Origin of the sequence: Pseudomonas sp. TH08, from assembly GCF_016651275.1 — a bacterium.
GTDB lineage: Bacteria > Pseudomonadota > Gammaproteobacteria > Pseudomonadales > Pseudomonadaceae > Aquipseudomonas.
Window position 1 is genome coordinate 1,315,057 of the sequence record NZ_JAEKEE010000004.1, and the last position, 15,701, is coordinate 1,330,757.

The window sequence follows — 15,701 nt, forward strand, 5'->3', positions numbered from 1 at the left end:
GTCCTCTCAGGAAATCAGTTTTTCAAGTTCATCTGCTGATAAACGATTGAGAGCCTCCAAGGATTTAGCCAAAACATCATGAACGGGCTGCAAATCAGGTTGCAGGGCTTGTACGGCCGCGCTGAAAGCCGCCAGATCGGCACTGGCGAACAGGCTGGCCAACGGCACTTCGAAGCCCAACAACTCGCGCAAACGCAGGGCCACCTGAGTGGCCAGCAGCGAATGGCCGCCGAGCTCGAAGAAGTTGTCCGTCAGGCCGACTCGCTCCAGCTTCAACACGTCGGCCCAGACCTCGGCGATCTGCTGTTGCAGTTCGCTTTCAGGCGCCACGTAGGTGTTTTGCAGCAGGCTGGCATCCGGTTGCGGCAGGGCCTTGCGGTCGAGCTTGCCGTTGGCGGTCAGCGGCAGGCTGTCGAGCAACAACAGGTGCGCCGGCACCATGTAATCCGGCAGGTTGTGCTTGAGCGCCTGGCGCAGGTGCTCACGCCACGGGCCCTGTTGATCGAGTTCGACCGACTGATCGGCCACCAGATACGCGACCAGTTGCACGCCACCGGCGCCTGGTTGATCGAGTACCACGGCCTGACGGATTTGCGGCAGCGCCAACAATTGCGCCTCGATTTCCCCCAACTCGATACGGAAACCACGGATCTTCACTTGATGGTCGATGCGTCCGGCGTACTCGATCCGGCCATCGGCGCGATAGCGCGCCAGGTCACCGGTGCGGTACAGCCGCGCGCCGTCGTCACCGAACGGGTTGGGCACGAAACGCAATGCGCTGAGGTCGGCACGCTTGAGATAACCGCGTGCCAGCCCGGCGCCGCTGACGTGCAATTCGCCGATGCAGCCCTTCGCGACCGGTTGCAGGTCGGCGTCGAGCACGTACCAGCCGAGGTCCGGGATCGGTTCGCCCAGCGGGCTGCCGGCATCCTGTTCGAGATCGGCCAGGGTCAACGGACGGTAAGTCACGTGAACCGTGGTTTCGGTAATGCCGTACATGTTGACCAGTTGTGGCGCAGTGTCGCCGAAGCGTTCGAACCATGGACGCAGGCTGCGCACTTCCAGCGCTTCACCGCCGAACACGACGTAACGCAGCGACAGTTGTGCATCCTGTGGTGCGTCGCAGGCGACTTGCATCAGTTGCTTGAAGGCCGACGGCGTCTGGTTGAGCACGGTGATGCGCTCGCGACACAGCAGCGCATGGAACTCCTGCGGCGAGCGGCTGACGCTGTGCGGCACGATCACCAGACGCCCGCCATGCAACAGCGCGCCGAAGATTTCCCAGACCGAGAAGTCGAACGCGTACGAGTGGAACAGCGTCCAGCGATCCTCGGCACCGAAGCTGAACCAAGGGTCCGTGGCCTCGAACAGACGCAGCACGTTGTCGTGAGCCAGCAGCGTACCTTTCGGCTTGCCGGTGGAGCCCGAGGTGTAGATCACGTAAGCGAGGCTGGCGCTGTCGGCCCAGACCAGCGGATCGGTCGCCAATTGATCCTGCCAGCGGCTGTCATCACCCAGCAGCAGGGTTTCGACGCTGTCGGCCACCGCCAGATGATCGAGCACCCCCGGCTGCATCAGCAGCAAGGCAATGCCGCTGTCTTCGATCATGTATTGCAAGCGCTCGGCCGGGTACTGCGGGTCCAGCGGCAGGTAAGCGCCGCCGGCCTTGAGGATGGCGACCAGGCCGACGATCATGTCGATCGAACGCTCGGCAGCCAGACCGACCAGCACATCGGCGCCGACGCCCCGTGCGATCAGGGCATGGGCCAGGCGGTTGGCACGGGCGTTGAGTTCGCCGTAGCTCAAATGTTCCTCGCCCAGGCTCACGGCAATTGCCTGCGGTGCCCGACGCACTTGTGCTTCGATCAGCTGTGGCAGAGTGCGGGTTTGCGCAAAGGTGGCCGGCGCACGGTTCCAGTCCTGCAACACCGCCTGGTGCTGCGCGGCATCGAACACACTCAGATCGGCCAACAGACGTTGCGCCGGCGAGTCGGCCATTTGCTGCAACAGGTGCTGCAAGTGGCCGCTTATCTGCCCGATCTGCGCAGCGCTGAAATGTTGCCGGGCGTAGGCGAATTGCAACGACAGGCTGTCGCCCAGATCCACCAGCACCGTCAACGGCAGGTTGGTCTGTTCCTGGCTGCACGCCTGGCCGAAACGCAAGCCTTGCGGCGCACCGTTATTCAGCGCCTCCGACACCGGGTAGTTCTCGAACACCAGCAGGCTGTCGAACAAGCCTTCGCCACGTTGTCCCGACCAGCGCTGGATGTCGGCCAGTGGCGTGTATTCGAACTCGCGCATGGCCAGGTTCAGCGCCTGCACTGTTTGCAGCCACTCACCGAGGGGGTGCTCGACACGCGGGGTGGCGATCACCGGTAAGGTGTTGATGAACAAACCGACCTGTTGCTCGACGCCTGGCAGCTCGGCCGGACGCCCGGCGACCGTAGCGCCGAACGCCACGGTCGGTTGCCCGGTGTAACGCTGCAACAGCAGCAACCAGGCGGCCTGCACCACGGTGTTGAGGGTGACCTTGTGCTGACGGGCGAACGCGCCCAGACGTTGCGTCTGCTCACGGCCCAGCCATCGGGTTTGCTGGTCGTAACCGCTCTGGCCAGCGGTCGCCAGCGTATCCAGGCAGCTGCGGGCCAAGTGAGTCCGTTCCTCCAGGTCGGCCAGACGCTCAGTCCAGAAGCGTTCGCTGGCCTGACCGTCCTGACGCTGCAGCCAGCCGATGTAATCAGCATAACGGCCCAGCGGCGCGGCCGGGGTTACACCGGCGTAGCGCTGCATCACTTCGCCGAGCAACTGCGAGTTGCTCCAGCCGTCCATGAGGATGTGATGGCTGGTGTAGATCATTTCGTGGCGGTCATCATCGGTGCGCACCAGCACCAGACGCAGCAACGGTGCCCGCAACAGGTCGAAGCCCTGTTGCAGTTGCTCTTGCGCCAGCACGTCGAGCGCCGACGGCAGGTCAGCGCGGCCTCGCCAGTCCTGCAGGCTGAACGGCAACTCGGCCTGGCGCTGGACGATTTGCAGCGGCTGTTCCTGCTCGGAGATCCACACGAACCGCGTACGCAGAATCGCATGGCGGTCGACCGCGCCCTGCCAGGCCTGACGCAAACGCTCGGGATCCAGGCCTTCGACGCTTACGCGCATCTGGTTGATGTAATCGCCCGAACCTTGTTTGTACAGGCTGTGGAACAACATGCCCTGTTGCATCGGCGACAGCGGGTAGATGTCTTCGACATCGGCACCGGCACCCGGCAAGGCGTCGAGCTGTTGCTGGTTGAGCGACGCCAACGGGAAGTCCGACGGCGTGATGCCGGCGTTCTGCGCGGCGCAGCAATGCTCGACCAGCGCCGCCAGTTCGACCGCGTATTCATCGGCCAGACGTTGAATGGTCGTTTCATCGAACATTTCGCGGCTGAACGTCCAGCCCAGGCTCAACTCGCCACCGTAGACCTGACCGTTGAGTTCCAGCCAGTTGCCCAGCGGCGCCAACGGGCTCTGTTCGTCGCCGGCCTTTTCGCTGGCCGGGGCGAACAGTGCGCCGTCATCGAACTGGCTGTCGAACTGGCCGAGGTAGTTGAAGGTGATGCGCGGTGTCGGCAGCGCCGCCAGCTCACGGCGGGTCGCTTCGTCGCCGAAGTAACGCAACACGCCGAAGCCCAGGCCTTTGTCGGGAATTGCCCGCAGCTGTTCCTTGATCTGCTTGATCGAACCGTCAAGCGACGGGGCCGGGGTCAGCCGCACCGGGAACAGGCTGGTGAACCAGCCGACGCTGCGGCTCAGGTCGAGGTCGTCGAACAGGTCTTCGCGACCGTGGCCTTCCAGCTGAATCAAGGTCGAGGCGTGCCCCGTCCAGCGGCAGATGACTCGGGCCAGCGCGGTCATCAACAGGTCATTGACCTGAGTGCGATACGCCGCCGGCGCCTGTTGCAGCAGTTGTCGGGTCAGCACTTGATCGAGGCGCGTCTGGACGGTGTGTGCGTAACGATTTTGCAGACTGGCCTGTGGATGGGTGCACGGCAGGTCGACGGGCGCATCAGCCAGTTGTGCGCGCCACAGCTCGAGTTCGCCAGCGCGTTGCGGCGCGTGTTGTTGCAAACGTTCGGCCCAGTGCTTGAAGGCGCTGGTCTTGGCTTGCAGGCGCGGGGTCTTGCCGTCGATGCGCTGCTGGTAAGCGCTTTGCAAATCTTCCAGCAGAATCCGCCATGACACACCGTCCACCACCAAGTGGTGCACCGCCAGCAGCAAGCGTTGCGAACCATCGGCCAAGGTCACCAACAAGCCACGCAACAGCGGGCCGTGAGCCAGGTCGAAGCTGCGTTGTGCCTCAAGGCAAGCGTCCTGCAACTGTTGTTCATCGCTGACACTCGCCTGCATCAGCAGGGTGTGTTGCACCGTTGTTGCGTGATGATTTGCGGTCCAGCCGCTGGCCGTTTCTGTGAACGACAGGCGCAAGGCATCGTGATGCGCGACCAGTGCTTGCAAGGCTTGCTCAAGCGCAGTTGCCTCAATGCTGACGGCCGGTTTGAGCATCACCGACTGGTTCCAGTGATGCTGCTCGGCAATCTCGGCCGCAAAGAACCACTGCTGGAACGGCAGCAACGGCGTGGCGCCACTGACCGCGCCCTGATCGATCTGCGCCGCGCCATCGCCCAGCGTCGCGACGCCCGCCAGCGCCTGGACGGTCTGGTACTGGAACAAGTCTTTGGGGGTAAAGCGGATTCCGGCCTGACGGGCACGGGCTACCACTTGAATCGAAATGATCGAATCGCCACCCAGTTCAAAGAAGTTATCGGCCAAGCCGACTCGCGGCAGTTTCAGCACATCGGCCCACACCGCAGCGATACGCTGCTCCAGCTCATTGCGCGGAGCGATGTATTCGGCTTTGCCGGCGCCCAATTCAGGCTTCGGCAGCGCCTTGCGATCCAGCTTGCCGTTGGGACTCAACGGCATCTGCGGCAGCGTCAGCCACTGGTTGGGCACCATGTATTCCGGCAGCCCGGCGTGCAAATGACGCATTAGGGTGTCGCGCCAGTCCGCGCTGTCTTCGTTCAGCACCACGTAACCGGTCAACAGTTTGCCGTCGATCACCAACACCGCGGCTTCTCGGACAATGGCGTGTTCGAGCAGACGCGCTTCGATTTCACCGAGTTCGATACGCAGGCCGCGCAGCTTGACCTGATGGTCGATTCGGCCGGCATATTCGATCACGCCGTCAGCGCGGTAGCGTGCCAGGTCACCGGTGCGGTAGATCCGTTCGCCGGCGCCGAAAGGGCTGACCGCAAAACGTTCGGCGGTCAGCACCGGACGCTGGTGGTAGCCGCGCGCCAGACCGACGCCCGCCAGGTACAACTCGCCGAGCACGCCGGTCGGCACCGGCTCAAGGTTATCGTCAAGGATGTAGCAGCCGAGGTTGGCAATCGGCTGGCCGATCGGCACGCTGTCGCGGCCCTCCTCCACACACGTCCAGTGCGTCACGTCGATGGCCGCTTCGGTCGGGCCGTAAAGGTTGTACAGCCCGGCAGTTGGCAGCTTGGCGAAGACTTGCTGTTGCGCGTCTGCCGGCAGCGCTTCACCGCTGCAGACGATGCGTTGCAGGCTGGTGCACGTACCGACCTCGGCGTCTTGCAAGAAGGCTTGCAACATCGACGGCACAAAGTGCAGCGTGGTGATGTGTTCGCGATTGATCAGCGCCACCAGTTTTGCCGGATCGCGGTGATCGCCCGGGGCTGCGACGACCAGACGTGCGCCGGTCATCAGTGGCCAGAAGAACTCCCACACCGACACGTCAAAGCTGAAAGGGGTCTTTTGCAGCACGCTGTCGCCCGCGCCGATCTTATAGGCCTGTTGCATCCAGCACAGACGGTTGGTCAGGGCGACATGACGGTTGCCAGCGCCTTTCGGTTTGCCGGTGGAGCCGGAGGTGTAAATCACGTAGGCAAGGTTTTCACCTGTGACCGCTACATCCGGATTGTCGCTGGCGAAGCCCTCCAGCGACGCCTCGATCAACAGGGTGTGTACCTGACCGCTCAATGGCAAGGCATCGAGCAGATGCGCCTGAGTCAGCAACAGCTGGACGCCGCTGTCTTCGACCATGTAGGCCAGGCGATCCTGCGGGTATTCAGGGTCCAGCGGCACGTAGGCGCCCCCGGCCTTGAGCACGGCCAACAGCGCGACGACCATTTCGATCGAACGTTCGGCGGCGATGCCGACCAGGCTTTCAGGTCCGACACCCAGCGCCATCAGCTTGTGCGCCAACTGGTTGGCGCGGGCATTGAGTTGCGCGTAGCTCAGGCATTCATCGGCGTATTTCAGCGCCATGGCGTCCGGCGTGCGCAGCACTTGCGCTTCGATCAACTGCTGCACGCTCAGGTGCAGCGGGTATTCGGTGGCAGTGGCGTTCCAGTCTTCGAGAATCTGCTGACGCTCCTGCGCGGCGAGCATCGGCAACGCGGCGATCGCCTGCTGCGGTGCAGCGATAATCGCCCGCAGCAATGCCTGCCAGTGTTCGAACAGGCGCGCGATGGTCGTCGCCTCGAACAGATCGCTGGCGTAAGTCAGACTGACCATCAGCCCGGCGGCGGTTTCGGTGGTGTCCAGGGTCAGGTCGAACTGGGCGGTGGCGCTGTCCCACGGCAGGCCTTCGATGCGCAAATCCGCCACAGCGGTGACCGGCGCGGCATCGCGCTGGTGGTTGAACAGCACCTGGAACAACGGGCTGTGGCTCAGGCTCCGCTCTGGCGCCAGCGCTTCGACCAATTGCTCGAACGGCAGATCCTGATGCGCCTGGGCGCCCATTGCGGCCTGACGCGTCTGCGCCAGCAGATCACGGAAACTCAGGTCCCCGGCAAACTGTGCACGCATCACCTGGGTGTTGACGAAGAAGCCGATCAGGCCTTCGGTTTCAGCGCGGTTGCGGTTGGCAATCGGCACACCGACGCGGATATCGTCCTGACCACTGTAGCGGTGCAACAGGGTCTGGAACGAGGCCAGCAAGAGCATGAACATCGTCACCCCCTCACGTCGGGCAACCTCCTGCAATTGCGCACTCAACGCGGATTCCAGCGGCGCATCCAGCCGCGCGCCACGATAGCTCTGCACCGCCGGACGCGAATGGTCCAGCGGCAGCTCCAGCACCGGTTGTTCGCCGCCGAGTTGAGCCCTCCAATAATCGAGTTGGCGCTGACGTTCGCCGGCCTCCATCCACTGTCGTTGCCACTGGGCGAAATCGGCATATTGCAGCGTCAGCGCTGCCAGTTCGAGCGGTTGTCCGGCGCATTCTGCGGCGTACATCGCCATCAGTTCGCGCACCATCACTTGCATCGACCAGCCGTCAGAAACGATGTGGTGCTGAGTGATCACCAACACATGATCATCCGCCGCCATCCGTAGCAGAGCGACGCGCAGCAGTGGCCCGTTCAACAGATCGAACGGTTGACGGATCTGCGCCTGCACCCAGTTCGCCGGCCCCTCTTCGGTGTTGAGGCGGTGTTGTTCAATCGTCAATTGTCCCTGCGCATGAACCACCTGCACGGTGCGTTCGTGGTCCTGACGGAACGTGGTGCGCAACGGTTCGTGACGGGCCACCAGTTGATTGAAGCTGTGCTGCAACGCAGCGATGTCCAGCGCACCGCGCAAGCGCAGTGCACTTGGCACGTGGTAAGCGGCGCTGTCCGGCTCCAGTTGCCAGAGGAACCACTGACGTTCCTGGGCATAAGACAACGCCAGTGCATCACCGCGCGGCAACGCCAGCATTGGCACAGTTTCGCTGTGTTGCAGGGTCGCGCAGGCGGCGGCAAAGGCTTGCAGCGTCGGCTGCTCGAACAGGGTGCGCATCGGCACATCGAGCTTGAGCGTCTGGCGGACCCGGGAAATCACCTGGGTGGCCAGCAACGAGTGACCGCCGCGTTCGAAAAAGTGATCGTTGAGCCCCACCGCGCCGGACTCCAGCACGGCTTCCCAGATCTGCGCCAGTTGCACCTGCAGCAAGGTCTGCGGCGCGGCATAAGCGCACAAATCCTGGTTCAGTTCGGCTTTCGGCAGCGCGGTGCGATCCAGTTTGCCGTTGTTGTTCAAGGGCAACGCGTCCAGCAACAGCAGGTGTGCCGGCACCATGTAATCGGGCAGCACTTGTTGCAGCGAAGCTTTGAGCGAGCCCAGCCACTGCGCCTGCGCGGTCGCAGGTTCGGTGCCTGCTTCGGGCACCACATAAGCCACCAGTTGTGCGCCCCCCGGGAAATCCTGAGCGATGACTGCGGCGGCGTGCACGCCTTCCTGCGCTTGCAGACAGGCTTCGATTTCCCCCATCTCAATGCGCAAGCCACGAATCTTCACTTGGTGGTCGATCCGCCCGGCGTATTCCAGATCGCCGTTTTCGTTATAACGGGCCAGGTCGCCGCTGCGGTACAGCCGCGCCCCTGCCTCGGCGGCAAACGGGTCTGGCAGGAAGCGCTCGGCGGTGAGGGCCGGACGGTCGAAATACTGCTGCGCCAGACAGGCGCTCGCGCCAATGCACAACTCGCCGACACCGCCAGCCGGCAGCAATTGCCCGGCGCTGTCGAGCACGTACAACGCGCGGCCGGGGATGGCTCGGCCAATCGGAATGCCGAAACTATCGTTGGCATCGCTCAGCCGGCAATCGTGGACGCTGGACACCACCGTCGCCTCGGTCGGCCCGTAGGTGTTGAGCAAGCGCACATGGCTCAACCCAGCCTCGTGCCACAGGCGCAGGCCTTCGACCGACATCGCTTCACCACCGACGTGAACCTGACGCAACGGGCCCAGGCTGGCGATGTTGCCGCCAGCACATTCACGCGCCAGCAAGAACCAATAAGCTGCCGGCAAGTCCGCCAGGGTCACGCCATTGCCGACGATCTGCTCGGCCAACTGGATGACGTCCCAGAGTTCGTCACCGCGCATGATCAGCGCCGCACCGACACACAGCGGCGGGTAGCACTGTTCGACAAAACCATCGAAGCTGAACGTCGCAAATTGCAGCACGCGATCATCAGCGGTGAGCGCCGAATACTCGGCACCGGTCTGGCAGAACTCGCGCAGCGCCGCGTGAGCAATCGCCACGCCTTTTGGCTGGCCGGTGGAACCCGAGGTGTAAATCACGTACGCCAGGTCATTGACCGTGGCGTGATTCAGCGGATCGCTGTCCGGATAAGCGCCCAGCGTCTCGATGATTTCGCCCAGGTGCAAATGTTCAAGACCTGCCGGCAGCGGCACGTCTTGCAGCAGAGCGGATTCATCGAGCAGCAGATCGACACGGCTGTCTTCGATCATGTAGGCCAGACGCTGGGCCGGGTAGTTGGCATCAAGCGGTACGTAAGCGGCGCCCGTCTTCAGCACGGCCAGCAAACTGACGATCATTTGCGGGCCACGACGCAGCGCCAGACCGATGCGTTTGCCCGGTGCTGCACCGCTGGCCAGCAGACGGTGAGCGAGGCGATTCGCCTGACGGTTGAGTTCGTCATAGCTCAGACGCTGTTCACCGCACTGTACGGCCAGTGCCTGCGGTGTGGCTTTGGCCTGCGCGGCAATGCGCTCGTGCACCAGGCCGGTGTGCTGCAATTGCAGCGCTGGCGGCTGGCAATGGGCGAGCATGGTGTGCGTGGCAACGGCATCGAGCAACGTCAGGTTACCGAGGCAAGCGGTGACGTTGGTGATCAATTGCTCAAGCAAGTGGCGCAGGTTGGCGCAGAGCATGTGCACTTGGGCAGCGCTGAATCGCGCGGCGTCGTAGCTCATCTCCAGGCTCAGCGTGGCGCCCAGTTCGATGCCCAGCGTCAGCGGATAGTGAGTGCGTTCATGGTTATGCAGGTTGCCGAAGGTCAACCCGGCCGGCGCGCCCTGTTTCAGCGCCTCGGCGACCGGGAAGTTTTCGAACACCAGCAGACTGTCGAACAGCGCCGAGCCCTGATGCCCTGCCCAGCCTTGAATGTCGTACAACGGCACATGCTCGAATTCACGCAGGGCCAGGTTCTGCGCCTGCAGATCACTCAACCACTGCCCGACGCGCTGATCCGGGCGCGGGTTGCACACCAGCGGCAAGGTGTTGATGAACAACCCCAGTTGCTGCTCGATGCCCGGCAGCGGCGCCGAACGACCGGCCACTGTCGCACCGAACGCTACGCAGTCCTGCCCGGTGTAGCGTTGCAGCAACAGGCTCCAGGCCGCTTGCAGCAACGTGTTGAGGGTGACTTTCTGCTGACGGGCGAACTCGCCCAGACGCCGCGTTGCGGCTGCGTCGATCACCTCGCGATGCTCGTCTGTGCCGTGGCCAGCAACGGGCGCACGCACGGCATCGGCGAGCAGTGTCGGCGCCTGCAACGGCGCCAGCGCAGCGCTCCAGAACGCTTTGCCAGCGTCTGCCGATTGCTGCTGCAACCAGCCCATGTAATCGCGGTAATGCCCCACCGGCGCCGGCAATGAGCGCGCGTCGGCGTAGTGCGAAATCACCTCGCCGAGCAGCTGCGCATTACTCCAGCCGTCCATGAGGATGTGATGGCTGGTGTAGATCAAATGCCAGCTATCGGCGCCGGTGCGCACCAGCTTCAAGCGCAACAACGGCGCGCAGTCGAGTCCAAAACCTTGCGCCCGCTCCGTCTCGGCCAGCGCATCGGTGTCCGTGTTTTCCAGCACCTGCAGCGGCAGTTGCACTTGGCGGCTGATCACTTGATGGGCGCTGTCCAGGCCTTGCCAATGGAAGCTGCTGCGCAACACATCATGACGCGCCAGCGCCGCTTGCCAGGCGTCGGCAAAACGCTGTGGATCGAGGCCCTGAATGTCCAGGCGCATCTGGCTGATATACGCCTCGACCTGCGGTTCATACAGGGTATGGAACAACATGCCCTGCTGCATCGGCGACAGCGGATAAACATCTTCGATGACGGCGGCGGCGACCGGCAACGCATCCAGTTGCGCCTGGCTGATGCGCGCCAACGGGAAGTCCGACGGCGTCACTTGCGCGGTGTCGAGGGCGCAGCAGTGCTCGACCAGGGCAGTCAGTTCTGCGGCGTAGCGATCGACCAGATACTGCACGGTGGCGCTATCGAACATCTGCGAGCTGAAACCCCAACTCAGGCTCAATTCGCCGCCATAGACCTGGCCTTCGACCGTCAACCAGTTATCCAGCGGCGCCTGTTGATCCTGGGCGACACCGCCAAACTCGGTGGACGGCACCAGCAGCGCCTGCTCATCGAACTGACGGTCGAACTGCCCCAGATAGTTGAAGGTAATGCGCGGCGCAGGCAATGCAGCCAGTTCTTCGCGCACCGACGGCGCGGCCAGGTAACGCAGTACGCCGTAACCCAGCCCTTTGTCCGGAACCGCGCGCAGTTGTTCTTTGATCGCCTTGATCGAACCGTCGAGGTCCTCGGTCGCCACCAGATTGACGGCGAACAGGCTGGTGAACCAGCCGATGCTGCGCGTCAGGTCAATGTCGTCGAACAGGTCTTCCCGGCCATGGCCTTCCAGCTGGATCAGGGTGCCCGGCTGACCGCTCCAGCCACTGATAGTGCGCGCCAATGCTGTCAGCAGCAGATCGTTGACCTGCGTGCGATAGGCCGCCGGTGCCTGTTGCAGCAATTGGCGAGTGCGCTCGGCGTCCAGACGCCATTCGATCTTTTTACCGAAACGGTTTTGCAGACTGCCTTCAGGGCGTTCGCACGGCAGATCCTGCGCGGTGTTGTGCTGGGCTTTCCAGTAAGCCAGTTGATCGTCGAAGCGCGAAGCCTCGATGCTCAGGCGCGCCGTCCAGCTCTGGAACGCACTGGTCCTGGCCGGCAATTGCACACCACCACCCGCCGCGAGTTGTTCGTAGGCTTGCTGCAAATCTTCCAGCAACACGCGCCACGACACACCGTCCACTACCAGGTGATGGAGGATCAGCGACAGGCGCTGACTGCCATCGGCCATGGTCACCAACACCGCGCGCAACAGCGGCCCGTTGGCCAGATCAAGACTGCGCTGGGCTTCGTCGCAATGGGCGCTCAGTTGCGCGGTCGTCTCGGCCGTGCGCAGCCACACGTCAGCGCGTTCGACCTGTGCTGCGTACGCTTGCTGCCAGCCGTCGACGCCCTCGACAAAACGCAGACGCAAGGCATCGTGGTGATTGATTACATGGGTCAATGCCGTGTCGAGCCACTGAGCATTCAGCGTCTCGCGCGGGGTCAGCAACAGGGACTGGTTCCAGTGCTCACGCTGCGGCATCGCCCGGCTGAAGAACTGCTGCTGGATCGGCCCCAGCAACGCTTCGCCCGTCGCCGATGCCTGATCCACCGAGCTGAGGCTGTCGGGGATTGCGACCAACGCCAGACTGCGCACAGTCTGATACTGGAACAGGTCGCGCGGGCTGATACGGATCCCGGCCTGCCGCGCGCGGCTGACCACTTGAATCGAAATGATCGAATCACCGCCCAGCTCGAAGAAGTTGTCTTCCAGACCCACACGCTGCAGACCGAGCACGTCTTCCCAGATCGCGGCCAAGGCCTTTTGCATGGCATCCTGCGGCGCAACGAAGGCTTGTTGCGGCGCGGCATCCGGTTCCGGCAAGGCTTTGCGATCCAGCTTGCCGTTGGCGGTGACCGGCAACCTGTCCAGCGTCAGCAGGTAGGTCGGCACCATGAATTCCGGCAGACTGCCGAGCAGCCAGGCCTTGACGTCCTGTTGCCATTGTTCGTCTGCCTGAGCGGTTTCCAGCACCAGATAGCCGACCAGATGTTTGCCGCCCTGCACCAGCACCACGGCTTCACGCACCAGCGGATGCTGCATCAGGCGGGTTTCGATTTCGCCCAACTCGATACGCAAGCCGCGCAACTTCACCTGATGATCGAGACGCCCGAGGTATTCGATGACGCCGTCGGCACGTTGGCGCACCCGGTCACCGGTGCGGTACAGGCGCGCGCCGTCGTGGAACGGGCACGGCACAAAACGCTCGGCAGTCAGCGCCGGGCGCTGGTGATAACTGCGCGCCAGCCCTGCCCCGCCCAGATACAACTCACCGGCGACGCCGCTCGGCACCGGCAACAGTTCGGCGTCGAGCACATGCGTGCGCAGGTTGGCGATCGGCCGACCGATCGGCACGCTGTCGGCGCCTTCGTCGACACAGGTCCAGTGGGTGACATCGATGGCCGCTTCGGTCGGGCCGTACAAATTGTAGAGCCCGGCGTTCGGCAGCTTGGCGAACACTTGCAGTTGCGCATCCAGCGGCAGCGCTTCGCCGCTGCAGACAATGCGCTTGAGGCCGACACAGGCCTCGACGCCCGGCTCATGAATAAACGCCTGCAACATCGACGGGACAAAGTGCAGCGTGCTGATGCCGTAGCGGTTGATGGTCTCGATCAACAGCGATGGATCGCGGTGCGCACCCGGTGCGGCCACGACCAGACGCGCGCCGGTCAGCAGCGGCCAGAAAAATTCCCAGACCGACACGTCAAAGCTGAACGGGGTTTTCTGCAACACCGAATCACTGGCAGCCAGCCCGTAAGCCTCCTGCATCCAGCACAAACGGTTGACCAGCGCCGCATGACTGTTGCCAGCGCCTTTCGGTTTACCGGTGGAGCCGGAGGTGTAAATCACGTACGCGAGGTTCAGCGGGTCGACGACCCCATCGACACGGCCTTCGCTGTAGCGATCCAGCCAGTCAGCTTCCTGATCGAGGGTAATGACGTTCACCCCTGCCGTCGGCAGCGACGCCAGCAACGCACTCTGGGTCAGCAGCAAAGTGATGCCGCTGTCCTCGACCATGTAGGCGAGACGCTCTTGCGGGTATTCCGGATCCAGCGGCACATAGGCGCCGCCGGCCTTGAGAATCGCCAGCAGGCCGATCACCATTTCCAGCGAGCGCTCGACGCAAATCCCCACAAGACTGTCGGCCCGCACGCCTTGTTCACGCAACAGATGAGCCAGTTGGTTGGCCCGGGCATCCAGTTGTGCATAACTCAGGGTTTGCTCGGCGAACACCAGCGCCGGGGCATCCGGGGTGCGCGCCACTTGGGCTTCGATCAATTGATGAATCGGCTGCCCGCTCGGATAAACCGCTGCTGTAGCGTTCCAGGCATGCACCAGCGTGTGCTGCTCATCCGCGTCGAGCAACGGCAGTTCGCCAATGCGTTGCGCAGGATCGGCGACCATTGCCTTGAGCAGGCGCAACCAGTGCCGCGCCATCCGTTCGATGGTCGGCGCGTCGAACAGATCGCTGGCGTAAGTCAGTGCAGCGTGTAGCTTGCCGCCTTTCTCGTAGGTGTCGAGTGTCAGATCAAACTGAGTGGTGCGGCTTTGCCATTCGAGGCTGTCGAGCACCAGGCCCGAGGCCGTACTGAGGGCGGCGATATCGGCCACCTGCGGCTGGTGGTTGTACATCACCTGGAATAGCGGCGTGTGACTGAGGCTGCGTTCCAGCTTCAGCGCTTCGACCAGTTGCTCGAACGGCAGATCCTGATGTGCCTGAGCGCCGAGCGCCGTCTCTTTGATCGCTTGCAGCAACGCGTCGACGCGGGTCTGGCCATCCAGTCTGGTACGCAGCACCTGAGTGTTGACGAAGAAACCGATCAGGCCTTCGATCTCGGCGCGATTGCGGTTGGCAATCGGCACGCCGACACGGATGTCGGTCTGCCCGGTGTAACGGTGCAGCAGCGCATTGAACGCGCCGAGCAACAACATGAACAACGTGACTTGATGCTGTTGCGCGGTGGCGCGCAGTTGCTCGGTCAATTGACCGTCGACGGCAAACTCATAGCGCGTGCCGCGATAGCTCGGCATGGCCGGACGCGAATGGTCCAGCGGCAGTTCCAGCACCGGGTGCTCATCACCCAACTGCGCCTGCCAGTATTCCAGTTGCCGCGCCTGCTCGCCGGCTTCCAGCCAACGGCGTTGCCACAGCGCGTAATCACTGTACTGGACCGGCAGCGCTGCCAGCGCCGGAGGCTGGCCGGCGTCAAAGGCGTCATAGCAACGGATGAATTCGTCGATCAGCACGTTCATCGACCAGCCATCGGAAACGATGTGGTGCAGGGTCAGCAGCAATACGTGCTCCTGCTCGGCGAGCTTGAGCAGGGTGACCCGCAGCAACGGCCCGACAGCCAGATCGAACGGCAACACCGATTGCTGCTCGGCGGCACGAACGACAGCCTCCTCGCGTTCGGTGGCCGGCAGCGCGCTGAAATCTTCGTGACGGATGTTCAAGGTCGCCGTGGCCGGCACTTGCCGCAGACTGTCATCCGCCTGCCGCTGGAACACCGTGCGCAGGGTTTCATGGCGGGCGACCAGTGCGGCAAACGCCTGCTCCAGTGCCGACAGATTCAGCCGCCCGCTCAGGCGCACCGCACCCGGCAAGTTGTAGGCGCCGCTGTGCGGGTCCAGTTGCCAGAGAAACCACATCCGTTGCTGCGCGTAAGACAACGCCTGGCGGTCTTCGGCCTCGATCCCGGCCGGAATCGGAAACCGGGCGAAATCCACGCCCTCCTTTTGCAGGGCCGCGAGGAACATCTGGCGCTTTTCCAGGGGCAACCCGATAAACCGGCGAGCAAGTTTCAAGGAGTCTTCAGCATTCATTTCTCAGCATCCGGATCAGTAGGCAGGAAGCACAAAGGCACGTCGTCCCTATAAAACGAATGCACACCGGAAAAATTAGCGAATGAGAGGAAGTATCAGGAGCGAGGCAGGCGGAGATTTTCAGACAGGCAGGA

1 protein-coding gene is annotated in these 15,701 nt (G+C 63.1%); it reads right to left on the reverse strand.

The window, feature by feature from the left end; all coding sequences use genetic code 11:
• Window positions 1-6: 6 nt before the first annotated feature.
• Window positions 7-15,567 carry a non-ribosomal peptide synthetase gene (locus tag JFT91_RS22925; protein WP_201233937.1) on the reverse strand — a complete coding sequence of 5,187 codons (15,561 nt, stop codon included), beginning with the start codon at window positions 15,565-15,567 and terminating at the stop codon, window positions 7-9.
• Between the last annotated feature and the right edge of the window lie 134 nt (window positions 15,568-15,701).